The 24,741-nt window shown below is 72.3% G+C and carries 22 protein-coding genes and 1 pseudogene; 10 read left to right on the top strand and 13 right to left on the bottom strand.

The features are described 5' to 3' along the window. The first annotated feature begins 76 nt into the window (after positions 1-76). A complete protein-coding gene (locus IO36_RS21415; protein WP_037622127.1) occupies positions 77-1,291 on the top strand; it encodes an MFS transporter in 1,215 nt (404 codons plus the stop codon). 325 nt (positions 1,292-1,616) lie between these two features. Here the strand turns inward: IO36_RS21415 and IO36_RS21420 are convergent, their stop codons facing one another. The 5 genes from IO36_RS21420 to IO36_RS21440 all read right to left on the bottom strand — a co-directional run bounded on the left by IO36_RS21420 (position 1,617) and on the right by IO36_RS21440 (position 9,825). Then, the gene (locus IO36_RS21420; protein WP_078943355.1) at positions 1,617-2,900 is read right to left on the bottom strand and encodes an aromatic ring-hydroxylating oxygenase subunit alpha; all 1,284 of its coding nucleotides are present in this window, start codon (positions 2,898-2,900) and stop codon (positions 1,617-1,619) included. A 498-nt stretch (positions 2,901-3,398) separates the two neighbouring features. Further along, entirely contained in the window at positions 3,399-4,904 is a 1,506-nt protein-coding gene (locus IO36_RS21425) for a cryptochrome/photolyase family protein (protein WP_037622128.1), read from the bottom strand. Positions 4,905-5,060: 156 nt separating this feature from the next. Beyond that, positions 5,061-6,830 carry a SpoIIE family protein phosphatase gene (locus IO36_RS21430; protein ID WP_078943356.1) on the bottom strand — a complete coding sequence of 590 codons (1,770 nt, stop codon included), beginning with the start codon at positions 6,828-6,830 and terminating at the stop codon, positions 5,061-5,063. 277 nt (positions 6,831-7,107) lie between these two features. Next, positions 7,108-8,391 carry an FAD-binding oxidoreductase gene (locus IO36_RS43835; RefSeq protein ID WP_063764891.1) on the bottom strand — a complete coding sequence of 428 codons (1,284 nt, stop codon included), beginning with the start codon at positions 8,389-8,391 and terminating at the stop codon, positions 7,108-7,110. A gap of 405 nt (positions 8,392-8,796) precedes the next feature. Beyond that, the gene (locus tag IO36_RS21440; RefSeq protein ID WP_158997420.1) at positions 8,797-9,825 is read right to left on the bottom strand and encodes a hypothetical protein; all 1,029 of its coding nucleotides are present in this window, start codon (positions 9,823-9,825) and stop codon (positions 8,797-8,799) included. A 119-nt stretch (positions 9,826-9,944) separates the two neighbouring features. Between IO36_RS21440 and IO36_RS21445 the strand changes: the two genes are divergently transcribed. Both IO36_RS21445 and IO36_RS21450 read left to right on the top strand, forming a co-directional pair. After that, on the top strand, positions 9,945-11,063 hold the full coding sequence (locus tag IO36_RS21445) for an acetylserotonin O-methyltransferase (protein ID WP_245173390.1): 1,119 nt from the start codon (positions 9,945-9,947) through the stop codon (positions 11,061-11,063). A gap of 92 nt (positions 11,064-11,155) precedes the next feature. Continuing rightward, positions 11,156-12,238, top strand: a complete 1,083-nt coding sequence (locus IO36_RS21450; protein WP_037622130.1) for a BUD32 family EKC/KEOPS complex subunit — start codon at positions 11,156-11,158, stop codon at positions 12,236-12,238. A 101-nt stretch (positions 12,239-12,339) separates the two neighbouring features. Here the strand turns inward: IO36_RS21450 and IO36_RS21455 are convergent, their stop codons facing one another. Further along, positions 12,340-13,962 (bottom strand): PepSY-associated TM helix domain-containing protein, encoded by a 1,623-nt coding sequence (locus IO36_RS21455; protein WP_037622131.1) that lies wholly within the window; start codon positions 13,960-13,962, stop codon positions 12,340-12,342. A gap of 514 nt (positions 13,963-14,476) precedes the next feature. Between IO36_RS21455 and IO36_RS21460 the strand changes: the two genes are divergently transcribed. Both IO36_RS21460 and IO36_RS21465 read left to right on the top strand, forming a co-directional pair. Next, positions 14,477-15,319, top strand: a complete 843-nt coding sequence (locus IO36_RS21460; RefSeq protein WP_051900780.1) for an RNA polymerase sigma factor SigF — start codon at positions 14,477-14,479, stop codon at positions 15,317-15,319. A 419-nt stretch (positions 15,320-15,738) separates the two neighbouring features. Further along, on the top strand, positions 15,739-16,089 hold the full coding sequence (locus IO36_RS21465) for a hypothetical protein (RefSeq protein WP_037622132.1): 351 nt from the start codon (positions 15,739-15,741) through the stop codon (positions 16,087-16,089). A gap of 126 nt (positions 16,090-16,215) precedes the next feature. Here IO36_RS21465 and IO36_RS21470 read toward each other — a convergent pair whose 3' ends face one another. The 5 genes and pseudogenes from IO36_RS21470 to IO36_RS21485 all read right to left on the bottom strand — a co-directional run bounded on the left by IO36_RS21470 (position 16,216) and on the right by IO36_RS21485 (position 19,464). Further along, positions 16,216-16,587, bottom strand: coding sequence for a hypothetical protein (locus tag IO36_RS21470; RefSeq protein ID WP_037622133.1), 372 nt, complete (start codon positions 16,585-16,587; stop codon positions 16,216-16,218). Positions 16,588-16,609: 22 nt separating this feature from the next. Beyond that, positions 16,610-16,778, bottom strand: a pseudogene (locus tag IO36_RS47730) (IS5/IS1182 family transposase); the annotation flags it as partial. Positions 16,779-16,813: 35 nt separating this feature from the next. Next, complete coding sequence (locus tag IO36_RS21475) at positions 16,814-17,395, bottom strand: DUF2231 domain-containing protein (protein WP_051900782.1); 582 nt, start codon at positions 17,393-17,395, stop codon at positions 16,814-16,816. Between the two features lie 190 nt (positions 17,396-17,585). Then, entirely contained in the window at positions 17,586-18,476 is an 891-nt protein-coding gene (locus IO36_RS21480; RefSeq protein ID WP_037622134.1) for a glycoside hydrolase family 19 protein, read from the bottom strand. 313 nt (positions 18,477-18,789) lie between these two features. After that, positions 18,790-19,464, bottom strand: coding sequence for a hypothetical protein (locus tag IO36_RS21485; protein ID WP_158997422.1), 675 nt, complete (start codon positions 19,462-19,464; stop codon positions 18,790-18,792). Positions 19,465-19,650: 186 nt separating this feature from the next. On the opposite strand from IO36_RS21485, the gene IO36_RS21490 reads away from it, so the two are divergent. Continuing rightward, the gene (locus tag IO36_RS21490) at positions 19,651-20,298 is read left to right on the top strand and encodes a hypothetical protein (protein ID WP_037622136.1); all 648 of its coding nucleotides are present in this window, start codon (positions 19,651-19,653) and stop codon (positions 20,296-20,298) included. Between the two features lie 94 nt (positions 20,299-20,392). Here IO36_RS21490 and IO36_RS21495 read toward each other — a convergent pair whose 3' ends face one another. Continuing rightward, a complete protein-coding gene (locus tag IO36_RS21495; RefSeq protein WP_051900783.1) occupies positions 20,393-20,869 on the bottom strand; it encodes a MarR family winged helix-turn-helix transcriptional regulator in 477 nt (158 codons plus the stop codon). Between the two features lie 63 nt (positions 20,870-20,932). Between IO36_RS21495 and IO36_RS21500 the strand changes: the two genes are divergently transcribed. The 4 genes from IO36_RS21500 (at position 20,933) to IO36_RS21515 (ending at position 24,220) form a co-directional block, all read left to right on the top strand. After that, entirely contained in the window at positions 20,933-21,742 is an 810-nt protein-coding gene (locus IO36_RS21500) for an alpha/beta fold hydrolase (protein WP_051900785.1), read from the top strand. 201 nt (positions 21,743-21,943) lie between these two features. Then, positions 21,944-22,816, top strand: a complete 873-nt coding sequence (locus tag IO36_RS21505) for an AraC family transcriptional regulator (protein WP_037622137.1) — start codon at positions 21,944-21,946, stop codon at positions 22,814-22,816. Positions 22,817-23,049: 233 nt separating this feature from the next. Beyond that, positions 23,050-23,841, top strand: a complete 792-nt coding sequence (locus tag IO36_RS21510; RefSeq protein ID WP_209441240.1) for a hypothetical protein — start codon at positions 23,050-23,052, stop codon at positions 23,839-23,841. After that, entirely contained in the window at positions 23,834-24,220 is a 387-nt protein-coding gene (locus IO36_RS21515; protein WP_037622139.1) for a GntR family transcriptional regulator, read from the top strand. The genes IO36_RS21510 and IO36_RS21515 overlap by 8 nt, the downstream gene beginning before the upstream one ends. A gap of 198 nt (positions 24,221-24,418) precedes the next feature. On the opposite strand, the gene IO36_RS21520 is transcribed toward IO36_RS21515, so the two are convergent. Then, positions 24,419-24,712, bottom strand: a complete 294-nt coding sequence (locus IO36_RS21520; protein WP_037622140.1) for a DUF1330 domain-containing protein — start codon at positions 24,710-24,712, stop codon at positions 24,419-24,421. Positions 24,713-24,741: the final 29 nt, after the last annotated feature.

The following is a 24,741-nucleotide window of genomic DNA, read 5'->3' on the forward strand; positions in this document are numbered from 1 at the left end:
GCACTCCTTGCGCGGACGCGTCCGCACCCCTGCTCCCGGACCCCGGCCCGCTGTCTTCGAAAGGTTCTCCTGCACCATGCCCTTGGCTCTGCTGGCCCTGGCTGTCGTCGCGTTCGGCATCGGCACGACCGAGTTCGCCACGATGGGGCTGCTGCCCCAGATCGCCGACGGGATCGGCGTGTCCGTACCGCACGCGGGCAACGTCGTCTCCGCGTACGCGCTCGGTGTCGTCGTCGGCGCCCCGCTGCTGACGGGCATATGCGCGCGCGTCCCGCACAAGAAGCTGCTGCTTCTCCTGACCGGACTGTTCGTGATCGGCAACACGGCCTCCGCCGTCGCCCCCGACTTCGGCACGCTCTTCGCCGCCCGCTTCCTGGCGGGTCTGCCGCACGGCGCGCTGTTCGGCGTCGGCGCCGTCGTCGCCTCGCGCCTGGTCGCCGCGGACCGGGCGGCACGCGCCGTCTCGAAGATGTTCCTCGGACTCACCATCGCCAACATCGTCGGGGTTCCGGCCGCGACCGCCCTCGGACAGCAGCTGGGCTGGCGCGCCGCCTACGGCGCCGTCGCCGTGATCGGGCTCGTCGCCCTGGCCGCGCTCGCCGCCTTCGTCCCGCACCAGCCGCGCGGGGCGCAGTCCGGCGTCCGGCACGAACTGCGGGCCATGGGCAACAAGCAGGTCGTCATCGGCCTGGCCACCGCCGTCGTGGGCTTCGGCGGATTCTTCGCCGTCTACAGCTACCTCGTACCGATGCTCACCCATCTGACGGGTATCTCCGACACCTCGACCACCTGGGTCCTCGCCCTCTACGGCGTCGGCATGACGCTCGGCACCCTGATCGCCGGACCGCTCACCGACCGCGCGCTGCGCCCGACGATGTACTGGGGGCTCATCCTCCTGGCCGCGGCGCTGGTGACGTTCTACTTCGCGGTCCACAGCACCGTGGCCGCACTGGTGACGATCACGTTCATCGGCGCGATGGGCTCGCTCATCACCACGCCGATCCAGATGCTGCTCATGGCCAAGGCGAAGGACGCCCCGACGATGGCGGCGGCCTCCAACCACTCGGCCTTCAACCTGGCCAACGCCGGCGGCGCCTGGCTCGGCGGCCTGGTCATCTCGGCCGGCTGGGGCTGGGCCTCGCCCAACCTGGTCGGCGCGGCCCTCGCCGTCGCCGGTCTGGGCCTCGCCTTCGCGGGCGGCGTCATGGACCGGGGCGGACGGACCTCGGAAGTGATCACGCAGGCGGCGCCGGTGAGCGGCCAGGAGGCGTCGGTCCGTACGGCGGACTGATCTGCCCGCCCGGCGCGCCGCGGACCGACCGGCCGGCCAGGCGCCGGCTCGCTCGGGCCTCCGCCTCGCCGGGCACCGGTCGACTTGGGTCTCCGCCTCGCCGGGCACCGGTGACTTGGGCCTCCGCCTCGCCGAGGGCGGGGCAGCCCGGCGCCGACCCGCTCGGGCCACTGCCTCACCGGGCGGTGGCCGGCTCGGGCCACCGCCTCAACGCGCGCGCCCGCCCGCCCAGGCCACCGCCCCCAGCCCGCTCGCCCCGGCCCGCCCGGACCGGCCCGCCCGGACCCGGCCGCCCGGACCGGCCCGGGGGCGGGCCCCCTCGGAACTACTCGGCCCTGCCCGCGCCCTCCACCGCCGGATCGGCGGCCTGCGCCGGGCCGGCCTGCTCGCCCGCACCGGCGTCGCCCGCGAGCGCGCCCGCGTGGCGCGCCGGGCCGGTCATCCCGCACGGCGCGCACCCGGACGCCGTCCCCGGCCGCAGCGGTACGCCGTTGGAGCGCAGGACGTCACGCAGGTCGAGGATGAGCGGGAACACCTCGTGGTTGTGGTCCTCGCCCTGCTCGTCCCAGGCGCGCTGCTCGGCCTCGACCGCCGTCCGGTCCTGGGCGAAGACCCGCTCGGTGAAACGCCGGATGAGCGGCCAGGCCAGATGCAGCGCGCCCGGCACCGAGGGCTTGGCGATCGTCAGCAGACCGTAGGCGTGATTGACCCGCTGCTCGGCGTCCTCGGGAACGTAGGCGGCCCAGAGCGAGAACACCGGGAGCTCGCTGCCCTCGGGAACATCACGAAGGGTCTGGTACGGGTACTCGGTGCGGATCGTGATGACGTCGGGCCGGTCCTGGCCCCCGAACCCCTCCGCGGACAGCAGCCCCGCCCCCCGGTCCTTGCGGCCGCCGGCCGGGACGAAGAGGTAGCGCGCCTCGACGTGCCGCGGCCCGGTGTCGTACCCGAGCAGTTCCGGCCGGATCCTGCCGAGCACGCTCCGGTGCAGGAACTGATGGTTCATGTCGAGCAGGTTCTCGTGCATGAACGAGTAGTGGCAGCGCACGGTCCGGGAGAACGTCATCGTGCGATGCCCGGGGGAGTGGTACTCGGGCAGGAACGGGAACGGCGCCTCCTCGGCCAGCTCCGGGTCACCGGGGAAGACGAACACCAGGCCGTAGGCCTCCCGGACCGGATACGAGCGCACCCCGCGCGGCGGCCGCTCGCAGCCCTTCGGCAGGTACGGGATCTGCGAGACGCGGCCGTCGCCCCGGTAGGCCCAGGCGTGGTAGCAGCAGCGCAGGATGTCGCCCTCGACCACGCCCATGCTCAGCGGCACCTGGCGGTGCGCGCACCGGTCCTCCAGCGCGTGGACGACACCGCTGCGCCCCCGGTAGAGCACGATCCGCTCACCGGCGAACACCGCCGCGAACGTCCGGCCCCGCCGCACCTTGCGGGACGTGGCCACCGGATACCAGTGGTCCGGCGCGATGCCGATCCGGCGCAGGTCGTGGATGGTGCCGGGGCGCTCCGTGGGGCGGCTGTCCGTGTGGCGCGGCTCCGGTCCCTCCGGGCGGGAGGCCGATTGCCGGTCCGGTCCGGGGCGGTCGTGCCGGGCCTCGGTCATGTGCGGTGCTCCCTTGCACTCGGGGCGCGAGATCGCGTCGTGCGGCAGCGGGGCGCCGCGCGGCGGGCCCACGGGTCCGCGGTTCGCCGCGCCGCCACCCCGTCGGGGGAACCCACCCCGCGGCGGTAGGCGGTTCAGCCCCGCCGGGGCGGGGCTCCACCCGTCCACGGTCACCGCGTGCGCGAGGACCGGCAACCGCGGGGGTGCGTTGGTGTTACGCGCGCCGGTGCCGCTCGGTCCGTGGGACCGAGCGGCACCGGCCTTCCTGCGAGGGCGACGGTTCGGGACGCCCCGTCGCCGGGTCGTTCCTACGAGGGTTCTCCGGTCGTGTCTAAGAGGCGGGGACCCCGGTCTTCGCGAACTCGGTGACGAGGGCGTCGCAGAACTCGGGAAGATCGTCCGGCTTGCGGCTGGTGATCAGCGTGTTGGGGCCCGCCTCGAGCCGCTCGGAGCATCACGCCTATCCGGAACAACCGGGACCAAACGGGATCGCCCGGGTCACGGCGGGGCGTCGCCGAGGTCCCGCGCCCGGCACAGCAGCTCGTCCAGGTCGGCGAGCCGGTCCAGTCCCCGGACGGCCTGGGCCGTGCGGTGGTTGCCGGCCAGCCGTTCGCGGTGCCGGTGCAGGAACGCCCAGTACCCGGTGGTGTACGGACAGGCCCGGTCGCCCGAGCGTTCCGTGGGCCGGTAGGCGCATCCCGCGCACAGGTCGCTCATCCGGTTCACGTAGGAGCCGCCCGAGGTGTACGGCTTCGTCGTCATCCGCCCGCCGTCGGCGTACTGGGACATCCCGACGACGTTGGGCAGCATGACCCAGTCGTAGCCGTCGACGAAGCACCGGTGGAACCAGTCGGTCACCGCCCGCGGGTCCCAGCCGTGCTGCAGCGCGTAGCTCCCGAGCAGCATCAGCCGGGGGATGTGGTGCGTCCAGCCGGTGTCGCGGACCTGCGCGAGTGCCGTGGCCAGGCAGCGCGCGGTCACGGCGTCGGCGTCCAGCTCCAGGAACCAGTCCGGGAGCGGGGCGTGGTGCCCGAGGGCGTTGCTGTCCCGGTAGTCGTCTCCGAAGTGCCAGTAGAGCTGCCAGACGTACTCGCGCCAGCCGGCGATCTGCCGGACGAACCCCTCCACGCTGTTGAGCGGCGCCTTGTCGGACCTCCAGGCGTCCTCGGCGAGCTCGACGCATTCGAGCGGGTGCAGCAGACCGAGGTTCAGCGACGACGACAGCAGGCTGTGGCTCATCACCGGGTCGGCGGCCAGCATCGCGTCCTCGTGCGGGCCGAAGCCGGCCAGCCGATGCTCGGTGAACCGGCGCAGCGCGGCCAGCGCCTCGCGGCGCGAGGCCGGGAACCGGCGGTGGCCGTCGCGTCCGACGAAGCGCGCCACGCCCTCGCGTTCCCACCGGTCCAGGTCGTGCCGCACCTCCTCGTCGATGGCGTCCTCCCGCGGCCGGTACGGTGCGGGCGCGCCCAGGGTGTCCACCCGCGCGGGCGGGGGTTCGCGGTTGTCGTGATCGAGGTTCCAGTGCCCTCCCGCCGGGTCGTCGCCGTCCATCAGCAGGTCGTGCTCGCGCCGCACCCAGCGGTAGAAGTCCTCCTGGCGCAGCCGCCGCGTGCCCCGCTCATCGGCCCAGGCGTGGAACTCGGTCAGCGGTACGAGGAATCCGCGGGGCGGGAGCACGGTGACCTGCTCGAGCGAGCGCACCAGACGCAGGGCTGCGTGGGAGGTGGGGTGGTGCACCGTCACCGGTGCGTCGCCGACCGCCTCGCGCAGGCCCTCGCGGTAGGTCTCGCTGCGGACGTAGCGCACGCGGTCCCCGAGTTCGGCCGCGCGGTGCCGCATCGCCGACAGGACGAGATGGGCCTTGGCGCGGTGGAAACGGCGGCGGCGGAAGACGGAGCGCGCCTCGATGATCACCACCGGCGCGTCACGGTCGGGGCCCTCGGCGGCGGGGGCGAGGAAGTGAGGGCCGAGCTGGTCTCCGAACAGCCAGTGGGCGGTGGTCATGTGGGGGCCCGGCTTTCGTCAGTGGTGGTCATGTGGGGGCCCGGCTTTCGCCGGTGGTGGTCAATGTGCGAGCCGGCTTTCGTGGGTGGTCGTCATGTGCGGGCCGGGCCTTCGTCGTCGGTGGTCATGCGCGGGCCCGGGTGCCGCCGTCGTCCGTCAGATGGTGGGGATGCGCAGCGCGAGCAGGGCGATGTCGTCCCTGGGGTCGGGCCCGGCTATCCGGTCCGTGATCTCGTTCAGCAGGACGTCCAGGGAACGGCCCTCGTGGGCTGCCAGCAGGCCGGCGGCCTCGTCGATGGCCAGATCCATGTCCCGGCCGGGGCGCTCGACCAGGCCGTCGGTGTAGAGCAGGAGCAGGCTGCCGGGCGGCAGGAGCAGCCGGTGCTCGACGCGGGGCGCCGTGTTCAGGCCGGGGAAGAGCATGATCCCGTGCGCGGTGAGCCGGTCGACGGCGCCGTCGGGCCGGACGAGGAGCGGGGGCGGGTGTCCGGCGTTGGTCCAGGTCAGCTCCCAGTTGCCCGCCTCGGCGGAGCGGGGGCGCAGATGGGCGTGGACGAGGGTGCCGCTGGCTTCGAGGCGGAGGGCGGCATTGGCATGTTCCAGCGCGTTGACCGCACGCGCGGGCCCGCCGCCGGCGTGGTCGAGGTCGGCCTGGCGGAGCATGCTGCGCACCTGTCCCATCAGGGTGGCCGCCCGCATGTCGTGCCCGGTGATGTCACCGACGGACAGCACCAGCACGGCCGGGGCCGTGGACTCCTCCCCGCCCTCGGCCGCGGTCGGCAGCGGGTAGGCGTCGTACCAGTCGCCGCCGACCAGGTCCGTGCGCGCGGCGGCCCGGTACAGCGCGGCCAGGTCGAGGCGCGGCACCGAGGGGACGTCGGTGAGCAGCGCCTCCTGCATCTCGCGGGCCGCGTCGACGCGGTTGTCCACGAACAGCGCCCGTTCCACCGCGCGGGCGGTGTAGCCGGCCAGCGAGGCGAGGACCGCCTGCTCCACGATGTCGATCTCGTGCCGGTGGTCCCAGCCCAGCACCAGTGTGCCCAGCGGGAGGACCGTGCCCGGCAGCGGTACGCACACCGCGGTCCGCAGCCCGAGTTCGGCGAACGTCTCGGCCACCTCGGGCGCGTAGTCGCGCCGCAGCTGCGCCGTGTCCGTGACGGTGATCGTCCGGTTCTCCCTGGCCGCCCGTGCGGTGGGCCAGTCGGCGTCCAGCGTGTAGGTCTCGTGGGTGCGTTCCATCGCCGTGGTGCCCATGACATCCACCATGCGCCGCAGCCGCTTGGTCGTGCCGCCCTCGACCAGCACCAGGCCCACGTAGACGGGCTTGAGGTCGCTGCTGACCAGGTCCCGCACCTGCTCGCTGACGTCGGCGAGACCGGTGGTGTCGGCCAGCGCGTCCGCGGCCCGCAGCAACAGTTGCGACCGCTCCAGCGCGGCGCGGTGGCGTCCGGTCGCCTCGTCCGCCTCGGCTCGCGCCCGTGCCTCGTCGGCGCGGGCCTGCTCGCGGTGGCGCGAGACGATCCGCAGCCGCAGCTCCGCGCTGCAGGCCGCCGCCAGGTCCTGGAGCAGCTCCAGCTCCCGGGTGGTCCACTCCCGGGGACGGGTGTCGAGCGCGCACAGCGAACCGAGCACATGTCCGGCGCCGTCGGTGAGCGGCATCCCCGCGTAGCCGACGACACCGAGGTCGGGGATGGCCGCGCTGGTGGAGGTCAGCGGATTCTCGCGGGCGTCGGTCACGACGAGCGGCCGGCCGCTCGTCACGACGTGCCGGCACAGCGAGTGCGTCAGCGGGGCGCGGCGGGCGTCGGCCCAGGGCGCGGCGAGCCCGACCATGCCCGGGAACACCTGACGCGAGGACTCCACCAGGCACACCAGGGCCATGGGCACACCGATGACGTCGGCCACGAGCCGGGCGAACCGGTCCATCCCCGGATCCGCCGCAGCCGACAGTCCTGTCTCGCGCAAAGCCGCCAGCCGTCCCCCGTGGACGGCCTCGGACGGCTCTCCCGCCCTAGCCACAGTTCGCTCCCGAAGCCCTCTCGCCGACGCCAGAACACTTGACGGACGGCAACGATAGACCTTCTGCTCCCGGTACGTCCCCTTCCCGCGACCGAAGGGGACAACCACTGCCGGGACCTTCCAGTATCGCCGTCGACGGCGGACGCGGCGGGCCGCTGCCCCCGCCGTCCCGATGCCCGTGCCATCAGAACCGCCCCCGTGCGAACACTCCGTGCGGATCGAGGGCCTGACGCAGACGCTCGTGGAGGAGGCCGCGGGGCCGGGGAAGGGGGTGATCGATGTCGGGCCGGTAGGGCAGGTGGCCCTCCGCCGCGAACGTCTCGTGCAGACGGTCGAGCGTGCGGTGGGCATCGGCGACGGCCTGCGCGTCCCGCGGCGGGAAACCGAGCGTGACGACATGGTCGATCGTGTCGGCGTCGAGCACGTTCATGGTGACGCCCGGTGCTGCCGTGCGGCCCCGCAGCGCCGCGGTGATCAGCTCGCTGGCCCGCGCGACGGCCGAGCCGCGGAAGGGGATCACGGGAAGGAACATCAGCAGACCCCGGGCGGTGTCGAGACAGCGCGCGCAGCAGCCGGTCTTGCGCAGGAAGAGGGTGTCGTCCGGGTCCGGCAGGCCCGCGTAGGCACGGTGCACGTGCCCGTCGGCCGCGTACGGGGGCCCCGGCGCGAACGGGGAGCCGTGCCGTCCGGCGTTCTCGGCGACCAGCCGGGCCTGCGCGGCGACGAGACCGGCGTCGCCGGTGAGGCAGATGTGTACGAGGCAGCGGTCCGCGACTCCGTAGGTCCGGGCGGCGACGGGGTTGTAGACCTTGGTCGTGGCGGGGATCAGATGCTGGGCCGTCCAGGATCGCAACGTGTCCACGGCGGCGGGGAGTTCGGAGGCTGCGAAGGTCAGCGGCAGAACGCGTACCTCCTCCGGCCGGGGGAGCAGACGGACGACGGCCGCGGTGGCGACGGCCATCGCGGACTGGGTGAAGACGTGGTTGAGCGAGGGGCCCCGGCCGTGCGGCTGGACGGTGCCGGACCGGTCGTCCGGCCACCATCCGCAGCGGGTGAACGTGCCGTCCGCCAGGACGAGTTCGAGCCCCGCCAGATCCTCCGCGCGGCTCCGCCGCAGACCGACGCCGCGCTCCAGGAGGTTGCCGAGGACGCTGGTCTGCTGCGAGGCGCCCGTGAGGTTGAGCGTCCGCTCCGATCCGACGAGCCGTGCTGCCAACGCGCCCTGCGTGACACCGGGTTCGACGACCGCGAAGCCCGCGCGCGGGTCGAGCGTCCGGACCCGGTCGAGCCGGGAGAGATCGAGCACGGTGGCACCGTCCTCGACCGGACTGCCGGATCCGAGGCCCCAGTTGAGGCCGGTGCTCACCGGATGCAGAGGGGAGTGCGTTCGGGTGGCCGCCCGTCGGGCGGTGTCCCGCACGATGCGGGCCACCTCCTCGGCGTCGCCGGGCCGCAGCACCGCGGACACCCGCCGGGCGCGGAACCTCCCCGACTCGACCCTGCCGTCGTCCGTTGCGGACCCGGGGCGAACGGGCGCGCCGGTCAAGGGTTCCGCGTCGTGGCGTGGCGCGTCGTGCCGTGGCGCCCCACGCCCACGCCCGGGCGGGTTCCCGTCGCACCCCGGGCAGCCCGCTTCACCAGGGTCGTCGGCGGCTGCGGTAACAGCGGACGTTCGGGCGGATGCTCCCGGAACAGTGCTCATCGTGTTCTCTCCTGGACGCGAACTCCGGCTTGGCCGGGCCGGAGTGGAGCGGTCGCGGTCGCGGCCGCAGGGGCGGAGCGTCGGCCCGGCCAGTGCGGGCTCGGCCGGTGCGGGCTCGGCCGCCGGGAGGCCGTCACCGCGGTGGGCGAAGGCTCGCCCGCCGCGAGGCGGTTACCTCGACGGGGCCGGGCTCGGTCGCCAAGCACCGGGGGCGAGATGGCCGAGGCGCTGCCGGGCGAGGCGTTCGGCCGCTTCGACACCGGTTTCGGGTCGCTGCGAGCCCGGTTGCTGGGTGTTCTGGGCCATCAGCAGACTCTGTTCGGTCGATCCGCCGAACCGGGCGCACACCCAGACGTGGGCGTCGTACAGATGCTGGACCGAGGCGTGCACGGCGGTCAGGGATGCCGGGGCCAGCCGGTCAAGGACGCCACTGCTCCTGGAGCGGCGCATACGGTCGACGAGCGCGTGATGGTCCCTCGTCTGCAGCCCGCTGAAGCCCGCGTTGACCGTGGGCGGGGTCATGGTGTCGCGCACCGGGCCGTACAGGTCGGGCGGGAAGTCGGCGGCGTAGCGCATGGAGACGGCGGTGCTGCGGCAGAGCCAGCCGAAGGCGCGGACCACCTCTTCCTCCTCACGATCCGTGCCGCCGTGGTCGAGGTCGCACATGGCGACGATCAGCAGTTGCAGCATGACGAAGAAGCGCTGATGGCCGACGAGCCATCGCTCCCGGGCGGCGGCCGCCGGGTCGGCGGGCTGCCACCGTGTGTGCTTGACGGCTGGGCTCGGCCTGTCCGTGAGGAAGGTTCCGACCCCGAGCAGCAGGTTGTCCGGGTCCTCGTCGAGTGTGCTGCCGTTGCGGGCGAGGTCGTCGCGGACGAGGACGTCGCTGACGACCAGCGCCGCGGCGAGCAGTCCGGCGGCACTGCCCCGGGCCCGCCGTACCGAGAAGAACCGGTCGTGGATGTCGCCGCCGGCGGGACGCGAGCCCTCGACGGGCTCACCCCGCTCCAGCCGGGTACCGGCCCAGGCCAGCAAGTCGGAGCGGGCCGCAGCCGCGGCTGTGCCCTCGGAGAGGGCGGCGGTGTACAGGCCCGGTGGCAAACCCTCGTGCAGACGGGTGAGTTGCTCGCCGATCCGGGCGGTGGTGGCGGGAAGATCCGTGGGCAGCGGCAGGGTCAGAACGGTGGGGCTGCCGGGCACGGCGTCGTTCGTCACAAGTCTCTCGGCTTCGATCGGTAACAGAGTGTCCTTGATCCACTACTCTAGGTGTTCACGGGGAGTGCTTGTGACACACATGACTGCCGAGCGGGAGTTGCGCCATGCATCAGACGATGGAGAAGGCCGCGAAGGGGCCGGTTCAGGCACCGGTGACGGACGGCCCGGACACCACGGCCGCGCCGGGAGGGCTCACGCCCGTCCCGCTGATGGAACTGACCACCGGTTTCTGGCGTTTCAAGGTGCTGGCCGCCGCCGTGGACCTCGGACTCTTCTCGGTCCTGTCCCGGTCCGGCGCCCTGGACGCGCCCACGCTCGGCCGGGAGTTGGGTCTGCATCCCCGGCCCGCCCGGATGCTGCTCGCCTGCTGCACCGCTCTCGGACTGCTGATCCGGGAGGACGGCCGTCACCGCAACGCGCCCATCGCCGAGGAGTTCCTGGTCGAGGGCCGGCCGCACTACTTCGGCGGCTTCGTCCGGTACTCGGACCGGCACGGATACGCGGGATGGGGCCGGCTCCAGGAGGCCGTCCGCGACAACCGGCCCACCACGTGGGACCCGGACCTCCAGGAATCGGCGTTCGTCACCGCGGACCCGGAGATCCTCGACGGGTTCTGGGAGGCGATGTTCACCCTGTCGTCGTTCACCGCCCAAGCTCTCTCCGGCGCCTACGACTTCACCGCACACCGCCGCCTCCTCGACGTGGGCGGTGGCACCGGGGCGTTCCCGGTCGGGCTGTGCCGCCGTCACCCCCACCTCGGCGCCACCGTGCTCGACCTGCCGCACATCACGGAGATGACCCGCGCCAAGGTCGCCGCGCTCGGCCTGGCCGACAGGATCGGCACGCACGACGGCGACTTCCTGTCCGCGGAGCCGCTGCCTCCGGGGCACGACGTGATCCTGCTCAGCATGATCCTGCACGACTGGGACGAGGCGACCGGACGCCGCCTGCTGGAGAAGTGCCACGCGGCGCTGCCCGACGGCGGAGCGGTGATCATCTGCGAACTCGTCCTCGACGACGACGAGACCGGTCCCGCCCCGGCGGCGCTGATGGGCCTCAACATGCTCGTCGAGACGCGCTCGGGCCACAACTACACCTACGGCGAGTACCGTCGCTGGCTCACCGAAGCGGGATTCACCGACATCTCGGTGGCACCCCTGGACGCCGCCGGCGCGAACGCGGCACTGATCGCCTGCAAGATCGGCGGACACCGGCCGCTCTGAGGCCCCCGATCCGCCGACGGCCGCGATGACTAGGCTCGACCGCGTCCGAGTGATCGCCCCCCGCCCTGGTCCTGGGCACCGAGGAGCCGTCGATGCACACCCCGGAACCACGTCATGCCGCCCGGCTCGCCTCGTACGGGAAGGTGGCCACGAGCCTGGCCCTGCTGAGCGACCGGCGGCTCGGCGAGGCCGTGGCCGCCGCGTCCCCGCTCGGGTCCGGGATCGGCGGCAGATCGGCGGAGCTGGACGTCGACGGCACCCGGGTGTTCGTCAAGAAGGTGCCGTTGACGGACGTCGAGACGCGGCCCGGGAACGTCCGGTCCACGGCGAACCTCTTCGGGCTGCCGATGTTCTACCAGTACGGGGTGGGCTCGGCCGGGTTCGGAGCCTGGCGCGAGCTCGCCGCGCACACCATGACGACCAACTGGGTCCTCGGCGGCGCGTACGAGGGCTTTCCGCTGATGTACCACTGGCGCGTCCTGCCCGACACGCCACCCGAGGGGTTCACCGACGTGTTCTGCGGCATCGACGGAGCCGTCGAGCACTGGGAGGGGTCGCCCGCGGTGCGAGCGCGCCTGGAGGCAATCGGCCGGTCCTCCGCCTCCCTGGTCCTCTTCCTGGAGTACGTCCCGCGGACCCTCGCCGACTGGCTGCACGACCACCGCACCGCCGCCCCGGACGGCGGCGACGGCACTCCCTACCTCTGGGTGGAGGAGGAACTGGCCCGCGGCACCGCCTTCATGGGCTCGCGCGGATTCGTCCACTTCGACGCCCACTTCGCCAACGTCCTGACCGACGGCCGGCGGCTCTACTTCGCGGACTTCGGCCTGGCACTCAGCTCGGACTTCGAACTCGCTGAGGAAGAAAGGCGGTTCCTCTCGGCACACCGTCTCTACGACCGCAGCCACACCGCACGCCATCTGCTGCGCCACCACCTTCCGGCGGGCCCGGGTGGCGACGGTGACTACGAGGGGTTCCTGCGCGACTGGATCGCCGGACACCGTCCCGAGGGCGTCCCGGGCCCGCTCGCCGCGATCGTCGACCGGAATGCCCACGCCGCCCTGGTCATGGGCGAGTTCGGTCGGCGGCTTCTGGATGAGAGCAAGCGGACGCCGTATCCGGCGGCCGAATTCGAGGCGGCCTGGGCCACCGCCGAGGCCGCGCGGACCGCGTGAAGTCGCCCCTAGGGTGAACTGCGCGGCGCGCAACTCGGCTGTCATCGGGGCCGCTTGATGTGCGGCCCCGCCAACTGCGGCCCCTCAGGCCGGCGTACGGATCAGACCGTTGAACCGGATTCGGTCGGCGAGGTCACCGTGCGACGGCGTCGAACAGCCCCCACCACCAGGTCGGTCGCCAGGAACCCGGCGAGCGGTATGCCGAAGAGGGGGAGCGCCCAGCCGAGGGCGACGACGACCACGACGCCGGCCGCCAGGGCCCCGTACGGAATGCCGCGCCAGGCACCGCGGGCGGGCGGAGCGCCGAACAGGGCCCCGCGGTCGGCGCGGGTGGGACGCCGCTGCCACCACATGCGGTAGCCCCAGAAGATCATGCAGGTCAGACCGATCGCCAGGACGGCCAGCAGGATCTGGTTGACCAGGCCGAACAGCGTGCCCATGTGGGCGTTGATGCCCCAGCGTGTCAGCTTGGCCAGGACCGGCCAGTCGGCGAAGTCCACCCGGTCGACGACCTCGGCGGCCTCGGCGTGCGAGGCGTCCGAGGTGTTGGAGGTATGCGATGCGTCGACGGCGACGCTGTCGCGTCCGACCGGCCACAGATTGCGCGTCTGCGACACCTTCCAGGCGGTGGTCCCGTCCTGCGGCACGTCGATGGCCACGGGGCCCGAGAGCCCGTCGCGCCGTGCCGCGGCGAGGACGTCGTCGATGGCCGCCGGGTCCGCTCCCTGCCCGGAGTGGGAGGCGGTACCGCCGTGGTGATGGCCGCTCTGATGGTCGGCGGAGGCGCCCGGCAGCGCGGTGGACACCCCCGGGGTACCGGAACCCAGCGAGTCCAGGGCCTCACCGAAGTGGCTGCCCGCGAAACGGGACCAGGTCAGACCGGTCGCGGAGAGGACCAGCAGACCGATCGCGAGCCACACCCCCGTCACCGCGTGCCAGCCGCGGGTGCGGCGCACGCCCTTCTTCGCGGCGAGGTCGGGCAGCAGCAGCCGTCGGGCGGTCCGGTTCCGGCGCTGCCGACGCCACCAGAGGACCAGGCCGCCGAGGACGAGGACCCAGAGCCAGCTCGCCGCGATCTCCGAGTAGTACCGGCCGGTCGCGCCGAGGTGCAGATTGCGGTGCAGGTCGTCCAGCCACGTCTTCAAGGGCGTGGATCCGTACCAGGTGGTCAGCCGGCCGTTGACCTTGCCCGTGTACGGGTCGACGTAGACCGTGTGCGCGCGCTCGCCGAGCTCGGGCAGCGTGAAGTCCACCTGGGTCGTCCGGTCCCCGGTTCCCGGGCGGACGGCGACGAGTGCGCCCTCCGGGTGACGGGCCCGCGCGGCGTCCACCTGCTCGGCCAACGGCCTTGCGGTACCGGCCGGGTGCGCGACGGTGAGTTCCTTGTCGTAGACGAACGCGTCGAGTTGGGGGGTGAAGGTGTAGAGCAGCCCGGTCACCGCGGCGACGAGCAGGAACGGTGCGACCAGGACTCCGGCGTAGAAGTGCAGCCGCGCCAACAACGGCCCGAGGCCGGAGGGTTGTGGCACCGGCCTGGGCGTCCCGGCCGCGCTGTCCGTCTGGTTGCTGGTGCCGGTGCCGGTGCCGGTGGCTGTGCCCGTGTCGGCGCCGGTGGCTGTGCCAGTGTCGGCGTCGGTGTCGGTGTCGGTGTCGGCCCGCTCGGCCGGGTCGGTGACCGCCCCGCCCGGGGCGGGCAGGTCGGGTGCATCGGAGCTGACGGACATCGGTACCACCTCGTTCTGTAACGGCTGTGCGCGACACCGCCCCGGGTCCGGGTGACGGGCACCCGGGAGACGGCCGGGCTGCGGCGTCCTTCCGACGGCCTGGTCGCGGCCGTGCGGTGAAGCAGTCGGACGGGAGGGCCGCCGAGTTCCCGGGCCGGTCGGAAATTGCGAGGCAATCCACCGGCGGCCGCGTTCGGGCGACGGTGTCGACGGGCGGAAGGCTGCAGAAATGAGCCCGGACGGCGGGAGGGGGCGGGGGAGCGGCGACCGGGCGTGCGGCCGGCCGGGCGGGCGGTCTGGCTCGTCACGCTCCACGATCATCCGTTCACCTTGTGTCGCATTATCCCGATATGTGTTTATCGCTCCGAAGGTCGGGGGACCCCAACAACAAGTGCTTCGGATAAAAGGCACGTCCGTGAGAGCGTTCGCTCCATGCCACGGCTGTGTCTCGAAACTGTGTGCGCCCTCATGGTGTTTCTGTTCAGCGGCAACCCCTTGAGGGAGCTGTCAGCACATGACCACCACTGTTGCGACGCAGCGCCGTCGGCACGACGACGCCCCCGATACCGACGCGGCCTTCTCGCACCTGGCGGGTCTTCCCGACGGGCCCGAGCGTCAGGTCCTGCGCGAGCAGATCGTCGAGGCGTGGATGCCGATGGCGGAGCGCATCGCCGGCAAGTATCGCGGCAGGGGTGAATCCGTCGAGGATCTGACCCAGGTCGCCGCGCTGGGCCTGGTGAAGTCCGTCGACCGGTACGACCCCTCGCGGGGCAACGCCTTCGAGAGCTACGCGGTCCCGACCATCGTGGGCGAGATCAAGCGCCACTTCCGCGACCACATGTGGGCCGTGCACGTGCCGCGCCGGGTCCAGGAGGCCCGTAACCGTGTTCGCGGCGCCGTGAAGGACCTGGCGCCGACGAACTCCGACCGTCAGCCCGGCGTCGCCGAGATCGCCGAGTACGCGCAGCTGAGCGAGGACGACGTACGCGTCGGCCTGGAGGCCCTCGAAAGTTTCACGACGCTGTCCCTGGACGCCCGGCTCACCGACGGTGACGACGGGTACTCCCTGGCGGACGCGATCGGTGAAACGGACACCGGCTTCGATCTCGTTGTGGACCGCGAGGCGCTGAAGCCCGCGCTGGCGAGGCTGCCCGAGCGCGAGCGGACCATTCTCTACCTGCGGTTCTTCCGCGACATGACCCAGAGCTGCATCGCCGAGCGGCTGGGCGTCTCGCAGATGCACGTCTCCCGCCTGCTCAGCAGCTGCTGCGCGGCCCTGCGTGAGGAGGTCCTGGCGGAGACGGCCGAGGCCCTGGACACCCCCGCGTCCGCTGCCGCCTCCGGGAGCGAGGCCTGATCCGGCATCCGAGCCTTATGGCGAGTGGGGGCCTTCGGCCACGAGTGGGACTGCGGCGCGAGACCGACCGCGTGTCCCGCCCGCGGCAGGCCGCATGCCTCGCCCGCAGTCGTGCGGGCACCTTCCACGCGCGCAGTCGTGCGGGCATCCTCGACCAGCCGTGCGGACACCCTCGACCGGCGTGTCGACGTCCACCTTCGTGCGCGGGCGGCCCGCGTCTACGCCGTCGCCCGGAAGGCCCGGCACACCCCGACATCAGCCGGCCGATGGCAGGGTGACGCGGCGTCAGTGCTGACGCCGCCCGGCCTTCTCCGTCACTCATGAGATGGGCAAGTGCCGCATAAGGGTCGAGCGCACGGGAACCCGCCGTTCGTACGCGGAAATCGTTCCGCGGTGAACGTCCCGACACGGAGGCTCTGATGTTGTCCCGCACCTTCGACCACGGCGTCCTGGTCGTCAGGGTCCACGAGGATCCCGGCGCGGGGCCCAGGGGAGCGTTCACCGCGCAGATCCGCGATCTGGTCCACGCCTGTGAGCCGGCTCCGATCGTCGTGGTCGTCGACGTGGCCGCGGCCACTCCCGGTGTCGTCGGCGCGCTCATGGCCGCCTACGGCGAGTGCGGCGACCTCGACGTCCTCACCTCGGTGGTCACCCACAGCGCGGTGGCCCGCAGACTCTTCGAGGCCGCCGTCGTCAGGGACGGGTCCCGGCTCGTCGTGCACTCCCGCATCGACGTCGCGGTCGCCACGGCGTACGCCGTCACGGCGTGATGGACAGGCGGGGAACCCCACCCAACACCGCACCGGGGCCTGCCTGACAATGCCCGTCCCCGCGACGACGTAAATTGTCAGGTGGGCCCCAGGCACTGTCTCTTGGACCGTGCTTGAGAACCCCGCCTACTCGTCGGTGACGCGGAGGCCGAAGACGCGTGCCGCGCAGGTGTCGAGCAGGGCCCCGAAGACCTGGGCGGAAGTCATTGCCGGGGCAGGGATCACGCCTGCGTCGTCGATGCTCGTGATGTGGTCGACGTCGGCCCACCCGCCGCGGTAGAGGACAACGTGCAGTTCGGCGTCGCGCGAGTTGCGTACGTGGATGCCGATCGAGTCGGGATCACTCACCTTGGACCTGTCGGTCTCGAGCCGCTGCGGCCACGGAGCAGCTTCGTCGCGCCAGGTCACAGGCTTGACCGTCAGTCCTGCTGCCTGCCAGGCGGGCCGGCGCGCGGCGACTGCGGCAGCAGCTTCGTCGAGATCTATAACTCGCTCCATGTGGCGATGATCGCCGATCGCGCTCGTCCGGTAGATCCCGTCGAGGCGAGCAGGTTCGGTACTTCCGCGCGATGGCCTCCGGAGTTCGGCGGTGAGTCGGCCCACCGCCGACTTCGGACCGGATCGGCCGGCATCAGCGGCTCGATCCAGCTCCACATCGGATAGCTGATCACTGGTCGGACGGACTGCATCCGATCGACCGACCGACCGATCTACGAGACACCCTTCAGGCCGCCGGCCAGGCTCCCACTGCCCGGCGGTATGCCACATGTCCGCCCAGTGCGCCGGTGACGCCGACCGCCGCCAGGCCGCCCAGGGACCACAGTCGTGCCTTGGCCGGGTGGTGCCGGAGCCGTGCCGTGAGGGACGCCGCGAACATGGCGACCGCGGCCACGTTCGTCGCGGCGTGGACGAGGCCGACGCGTGCCTGCTCGGGCGGCAGGTCGGCCCAGTCGACCCACCCGGTGATCGCGGCGGGGGCGACTCCGGCCAGTCCGACGGCCGTCAGCGTCGTCGCCGCCCGCTGCCCCGCCGGCATGGCGTCCATGACGGCGGCCGACAGCCAGCAGCCGATCGGGACCTGCACCAGGACGGGATGCAGCGGATGGCCCAACGGCCTCCCGCGCAGCACTTCGCGTGCCCCGCCCAGCGGCAGCGCGCGGATGCCCCGCTGCATCGTCCGGATCAGGGGGTCCGCGACCTTCGACCGCTCGACGCGGTCCAGGCCGGCCAGCCAGCGGGCCGAGACGGTGCCCGAGCCGAAGGCCGCCCGTGCATCCGGGGAGATGTCGGAATCGTATGCGTTCATGTCCAACGACTACCCGGCGCGACGGTGCTCTCCCACCCGCCGCACGTGTGGCACGCGGGGGGAGGGGGGTGGGGCGCGCCGGGTGGCTGTCGTGCCGCGGGCGGGAATGCCGCGGGCGGGTGTGCCGCGCACACGCCGAGGGCGCGCCGTGGTGGCGGCGCGCCCTCGGTTCCGGACCGTGTCCGGCCCCTCAGCAATACAGGTTGGCCCCCGGCGTGACGCCGAGGATCGAGGTGAAGCGCTGGTACGCGTCCACGCGGCTCTGCACCTGCGCGGGGTTCCTGCCGTCGCACTCCAGCGAGCCGTTGATGCTGCGGATGGTCTGGCCGAATCCGGCGCTGTTGACCATCGCGTTGTGCGGGGTCATGGTGCCGGGGCCCGACTGGGTGTTCCAGTACCAGAGGCCGGTCTTCCAGGCGACGGCCGCGTCGGTCTGGACGAGGTTCGGGTTGTTCAGCAGGTCGATGCCGAGCGCGTCACCCGCGGCCTTGTAGTTGAAGTTCCAGCTGAGCTGGATCGGTCCGCGCCCGTAGTAGGCCGACTGGCCGGCCGGGCATCCGTACGGCTGGCTCCAGTCGCAGTAGTGCGAGTAGTTGGCGGTGTTCTGCTCCACCACGTAGACCAGGCCGCCGGTCTCGTGGTTGACGTTGGCGAGGAAAGCCGCCGCCTCCTGCTTCTTGACGGTGTCGCTCCCGGTCTTGGCGAAGCCGGGGAACGAACTCAGGGCGGCCTTCAGGCCGTTGTAGGTGTAGAAGGAGTTCCGGTTCGGGAACATCTGGTTGAACTGCGCCTCGCTCACGACGAAGCCGTCGGAGGGGTTGGTCCCGCCGCCGTCACAGGCGTAGGGGTCCCAGAACCAGGTGCTGATGGTCGGGTCGTAGCCCGGGTTGTCGTGCTCGGCGATGTAGGCCTTGCCGTCCGTGTACCGGACGATGTTCCCGGTGACGTACGACTTGCCGGCCACCCAGTTCGGGTAGCTCGAACAGGAGGCGGCGGACGCGCTGGTGGCCGGCATGAGGACCGGCGCGGCGGTGCCGATCAGCAACGCGGCCAGGACGGAGGACACGCGACGTTGTGACACAGGATCAGTCCTTCGTGGAGCGTGGCCGCGAGGGAGGCAAGGCTCGGCCTTGTGCGCGCCGGCAACGGCCGGAGCCGCGCAATCCGCGACCGGGGTGGGGGGTGTGAGCCACACTCAACAGCTTTGGTCTGTACCAGTCAAGGTCCAGACCAATCGGCGCGCGCGTCGTTGGCGGAAAAGTGCCGTGTGCGCAGCGGTCCTCAACCACCCTGATTGCCTGCGTAGTTGGGCAGGGTGGATGGGTGCGACCTCGGGTCGGCGACGGTCGTCGTTGGGCAGAATTGCTCGATCGCGCCCCTGGTCGCCGCCCGGCTCAGTGGGTGCGGCCGGCCTTCGACGCCGAGAGCGGACCGCATGTGAGCCGATAAGCCTCGTTCACCCAGGCCTCTTTGGCGCGGGGGTTCACGCCGCAGGCCAGGGACGCCCCCGAGTTGCCGAACCACGTGGTCACGCTGCCGTACACGTCCCCGTCGGGGCAGGTCGCGGTGAAGCTCGCGTCGACCACCTGGACCGCCTCGGCATCCACGAAGAGCCCCGCATGCCCGAGGAAGTCGGCCTTGACGGGGTGGCGTTGACGATCGGCGGATTCCTCGCCGGGTGCGGCCAGTTCCTCGACGTCCCACCACTTGAGGTGCTTGGCGAGCGCGGCGAGGACCTGGTGCGCCGATACGCGGTCGTCGCTCGTGGAGACCTGGGGCACGATGTTGCGCACGAGCCCCGGGTGGAACGTGACCGAGCCGTCGTCCTTGCCGACCTTCACGACCGGCGAGACTTCGGTGAGCCGCCGTTCCCGGTTCACCGAGGACCACCGGACGGCCCCGCCCGCGCAGTACGGCGCTGTCGCGGTGGCCTTCGTCCGGGCAGCGGTCGTCTTCTGTGTCAGGGGCTTCCCGGTCGCCGCAGTACAGGCCGCCGCCGACGGCGCCACCGCGCACAACAGTGCCACCGTCAGCCACCCGCGGCGTCGCGCCGTCCTGCTGCCTGTCATGCTCGTCGTTCCGCTCGCTCAAGTGCCGGACCCAGCCCGTTCGGGCAAGGGTCCAAGATCCGGGAGCTTGCGAATATAGGCCCTCTGACCAGCCGAAACGGAGTTCGTGATGCAGTCGTGACGGACGGGGGCCGACGCCCCGGATTCCCGCCCTCGCCGGCCGCGGCCTCCGCCTATGATCAAGTCGTGCAGTCGCCTTCCGTCAGCAACGCTCCGCTCGCCGCGGCGTTCCCGGCCGAGCTGGCCGGCGACGTCCAGGCAGTGCTGGCGGTCATGCCCGCCTCCCGATCCGAGTCGCTCGTCGACCCCTTCACGGTCGTGGTGGGGGGCCGCCAAGTCACCATCCCGGGGCGCCTCTACCGCGACGAGCCGTCGGCCGACGCGGTGGCGTCGTTGTCGGCACGCCAGCGGCAGCTCCTGCACTGCTTGTACTCACGGCACTGCGACGGGAGGGTCCGCCAGCGCCACGTGGAGCAGCTCGTCACCTCTGCGGATCCCTGGGTCGTTCCGTTCGTGGTGCAGCTGGTCGGCGAGTACGTCCTGGAGATCCTCGTCGTCATCCGCGACGGGCTTCGCGGTCTCGCCACACCGGGCACCCCCGGCCATCTCGCCTACGGGACGTTCGTCGCGGACAACCCGGCGTTCTTCGCGCGCACCCAGCGACGGGTGGTGAGCTACTGGAGCTGCTACTACCGCGGCGCGTATACGAGTTTTCAGGGCTACCCGGGCTCCACACTGCTCGACCTCCTGCGGTCGGCCGCCTCCGACATCACCGGACGGCCCTGGCCAACCCTCGCCCCGTCCGCCGGCGCCAGGGTGGACGGTTACTGCTAGGGATCGGCCCGAACCCGGCCAGGGCGTCCGCGGCGCCGAGCGCGGGGCCGCAACGGCCCGACCGGCCGTGGCAGGTCCTGGACGGCGGCGCGGGTCAGGCCGTCGGTTCACCCGTCCCGCCGATGCGGCGCAACAGGCCCAGCAGCACGGCCCGTTCGCCGTCGTCCAGCGGGCCGAAGGAGGCGGCGAGGACCTCGCGGGCGACGGTGGTTCCCGCCGACAGGACCTGCTCGCCGGTCGCGGTCAGGTGGTGCTCGATCCGCCGGCCGCGGCCGGGGCGGCGCTCGATGAGGTGCTGGGCCGCGAGCCGGGAGGCCAGGGTGCCGAAGGACTGGTCGCCCTGGAAGGTCGCCAGCGCCAGCTCGTGCGCGGACGCTCCGGGCGTACGGGCGATCGCCCTGAGCGCGTCCCACTGCGCCAGCGTCGTGCCCACCGCCGCGAGCCGTGTGTCGAGCGCGCGGTGGTGCCGGTACTGCGCCTCCTTCACGGCCCGCCCCAGCTCCTCGAGATCGGCGGCGGCGGAAGAGAAGGGGGCAGGAGGCGTGGGGGAGGGGGACGGGTTCGCGGTCATGGGCGCATCCTAATCCAGAATCTAAGCTTGCGTATATACGTATGCGTATATACCGTGGAGCGCATGACCGACACCGAGATCACGCGTACCCGTACCGTCCACCCACGCCCGGGCCTGGCCCTCACCCTCGCCGAGCACGGACCCGCCGACGGCCGCCCCGTGCTCGTCCTGCACGGCGGTGGCGGGCCCGCCACCGTGCAGGGCATCGCCGCGCACCTGGCCGACCGGCACGGCCTGCGTGCCGTCATCCCCACCCATCCGGGCTGGAACGGGACCGTGCGCCCCGACTGGCTCACCGGCGTCGGCGACCTGGCGGGCGTCTATCTCGACTTGCTCGCGGGCGAGGGGCACCAGGACGTCCTGGTCGTCGGCTCCTCGGTAGGCGGCTGGATCGCGGCCGAGATGGCCCTCCGTGACGACGCCGGGGTGATCGGCTCGCTCGTGCTGGTCAACGCAGTGGGCGTGGCCGTCCCCGGAGAGCCCGTCCGGGAGATCTTCGGACTCCGGCCGGACCAGATCGCCGCGTACTCCTTCCACGACCCGGCGCGTTTCCCCGCCGACCCGGCCGCCCTCACCGAGGAGCGGATCGCGGCCCAGCAGGCCAACGCGGCCGTCCTGCGGCTGCTGGCCGGTGACCCGTACATGCACGACCCGAAGCTCCTGGAGCAGCTCGGGCGGGTGGAGATCCCGGCTCTCGTGCTGTGGGGCGAGAGCGACCGCATCGTCACGCCCGCGTACGGGCGGGCCTACGCCGGGGCGTTCGCGCGAGGGCGGTTCGAGTCGATCGCCGAGGCCGGCCACCTGCCGCACATCGAGCGCCCCGAAGCGACCTTCGCCGCACTGGACGCGCACATCCTGGGCTCCGCCGGCTGACCCGGAAGGCTTCACCCGGCCCCGGAAGGCCTGACCCGGCCCCGGAAAACCCCACCCGGCCTCGGATGACCTCCCCCGGACCCGGATGCCCTCACCCGGCGGAGCCGTCGTCGTACCCGACCGCAGCGGGCACAGAATGTCGGGTGCGGCAGGCTCGGTCCTTCCTACGTTGGTGACCGAACGAAAGGAAGGAGGCCGGGGTTGCTGGATCGGCTGAACCAGGCCATGGACCACATCGAGGGCCACCTCGACCAGCGCATCGAGGTGTCCGCGCTGGCCCGGATCACGGTCACGTCCGAGTACCACTTCCGGCGGCTGTTCTCGTCCCTGGCGGGGATGTCGCTGTCGGAGTACGTCCGGCGTCGACGGCTGACCGTCGCGGGGGCCCACGTGCTGGCCGGGGAACCGACCCTGCTGGAGATCGCGGTCCGCTACGGCTACACCTCGGGGGAGGCCTTCGCCCGGGCGTTCCGCGCCGTGCACGGGATCGGCCCCGGCGAGGCCCGGCGCACCGGCGCGGCTCTGAACGCCCAGCCCCGGCTGTCCTTCCGCCTCACCGTCGAAGGGAACAGCACCATGCGATACCGCGTCGTGGAGAAGGAAGCATTCCGGGTCGTCGGAAAGAAGGCCCGCGTCCCGCTGATCCACCGGGGCGTCAACCCGCACATCGCCGAACTCGTCCGGAGCATCCCGCCGGAGACCATGCTGCGGATCGCCGGCCTGTCCGACCAGGACCCCGAGGGCGTGGTGTCGGCGACCGTGCGTCTGACGGACAGCTTCGAGGAAGGCGCCGAACTCGACTACTACCACGCCGTGGCGACGGCCGCCGCGGACCTGCCCGGGGACCTCGACGTGCTCGACTGCCCCGCCGGCACCTGGGCCGTGTTCGAGAACACCGGACCGTTCCCGGAGGCGCTGCAACAGCTTTGGGCCGACGTGGCCGCCCAGTGGATGCCGTCCAACCCGTACGAATACCGTCCGGGACCGGAGATCCTGCGCACCCGGCCCGTGGAGGGTGACCCGGCGCGGTCCGAGGCGCAGCTGTGGATCCCGGTGGTGCGCACGGGGGTCTGAGCCGGGACGTCGGGTGACGTGCTCGGATCTACTGGGCCCTTCCGTACGGCAGTTGGCCTGGCGTCACGCGGCGGTAGGGAAACGCGGCGGAGCAAGCCGGCGCGAGGGAACCCCCTCGCGCCGGAATCCGTCTCCCTCGGTACGCGGGCTTGTATCGATCGTTTGACACAAGATGGCGCCCCCGGGCATCTTGTACTCGCCACTTGGTACAAGATGATCCGAGGGGGATCCCCATGCTCGACGCCGTCCCGTTCCAGCGACGCTTCCTCGAGCACGCCGACCACTACGCCCGCTGGTCCGGGCTGGCCATCGGCGTGATCGTCGCGCAGGCGCTGTCCACGCTGGGCCAGGTCGAGTTCGAGCAGCGCGTCGTCTTCTGCATCACGGCCTTCGGACTGTGCGCGGTGGCCGGGGTCCTCCTCGCCGACGCGCTGACCCTGGTCCCCCAGGACGCCGTACGCACCGCGAGCCTCGCCCCACGCCTGGTCAGAGACCATGTGCCGCCGCGCATGGGTCCCCTGATCGCCCTTCAGGGAATCTCGCTCACCGTGCTGCTGGCGGTCGCGGCGGCCACGGCCTCCGTCGACCCCGACCACGTCCTCAGTACGGGCAAGGTCGTCGCCGTCACCTGCAACGGGATGCGGGCGTCCCTGGGCCCCTGGCCCGGCCTCTACTACAGCCTCCCCATGGTCGGCGCGCTCGCCGTGGCCACTCCCACCTGTGTGTGGGCCCTGCGCCGCATCGCCCACGGGCCGGGCGGGGCGCAGCAGCGCCGCGACCGAGCCTGGGCGGTGACCGGGGCCTGGGGCCTGCTCGTGTCGAGCCAGCAGCTGTACGCCGTGCTGATGGTCTCCGTCTCGCTGACGGACACGGGCTGCGCCGGTGCGATGGGCGCGCTGACGTTCTGGGTGTTCTACCCTCTGGCCCTGGTGAACCTGTTCACGGTCGGCTGGTCCCTGGTCACCCTGGTGGTCCCGCGGGCCGTCGACGACCATGCGGCGGAGGAGGGTCCCGGCCATGCATGAGCTCGCCGTCCGCGTCGACACCGGCAGCCAGGTGCCGCCGTACGCCCAGATCCGCGCCCAGCTCGGCGCGCTGATCCTCACCGGACGCCTCGTCGAGGGCGACCGGCTCCCGACCGTGCGCCAGCTGGCCACGGACCTCGGCCTCGCACCGGGCACGGTGGCCCGCGCCTACCGGGAGCTGGAGGCCGCCGAACTGATCCGCACCCGCCGCGGCGCGGGCTCCCGGGTCGCCGCGCCCCCGCCCGCCCCCGCATGGCCCAGCGCCCCCCAACTCGCCACCCTCGCACGCGACTTCACGTCGGCGGCCCGAGCCCTGGGCGCAGACACCGAGGCCATCCTGACGGCCGTCCGCGAAGCCCTGGACCCGGAAGGAAGCTAGGCCGGCGGGCTCTGCGGCCGGAGCCCCTCGTGCGGGCTCCGGCCGTATGCCGGATGTGCTCGAACGGGGTGGGGTCGACGGACACCACCCGGCTCAGGTCCTCGTCGGCGCCCACCGGGGCCGGCAAGGTGGTGAACACGCGCTCCCGGGTCCCGTCGAGCGCCCGGTCCCGCAGACGCCTGGCCGACCGGACCTCGGTCAGTCGATGCCTTCGACGATGCGGAAGTCGCGCTCGACGCCGTCGGAGAGGGCCTCCAGCGCCTCCTGGTAGGCCGCGCTCTCGTACGCCGCGACGGCCTGCTCGAAGCTGTCGAACTCGACCAGGACGGTGCGCTCGGCGATCCCGGCGCCGTGCGCCACGACCCGACCGCCACGGACGAGGGTCCGACCGCCCTCGGCCGCGACGGCCGGACCGGCCAGCTTGTTGTAGGCGGCCAGCTTCTCGGGGTCGGAAATGGTGCGGTAGGCGCTGACCCAGTAACCCTTGGGCATGGAACCTCCAGTGTTGGGATGAGTGGATC

The organism is Streptomyces aureus, assembly GCF_000725495.1.
Taxonomy (GTDB): Bacteria; Actinomycetota; Actinomycetes; order Streptomycetales; family Streptomycetaceae; genus Streptomyces; species Streptomyces aureus_B.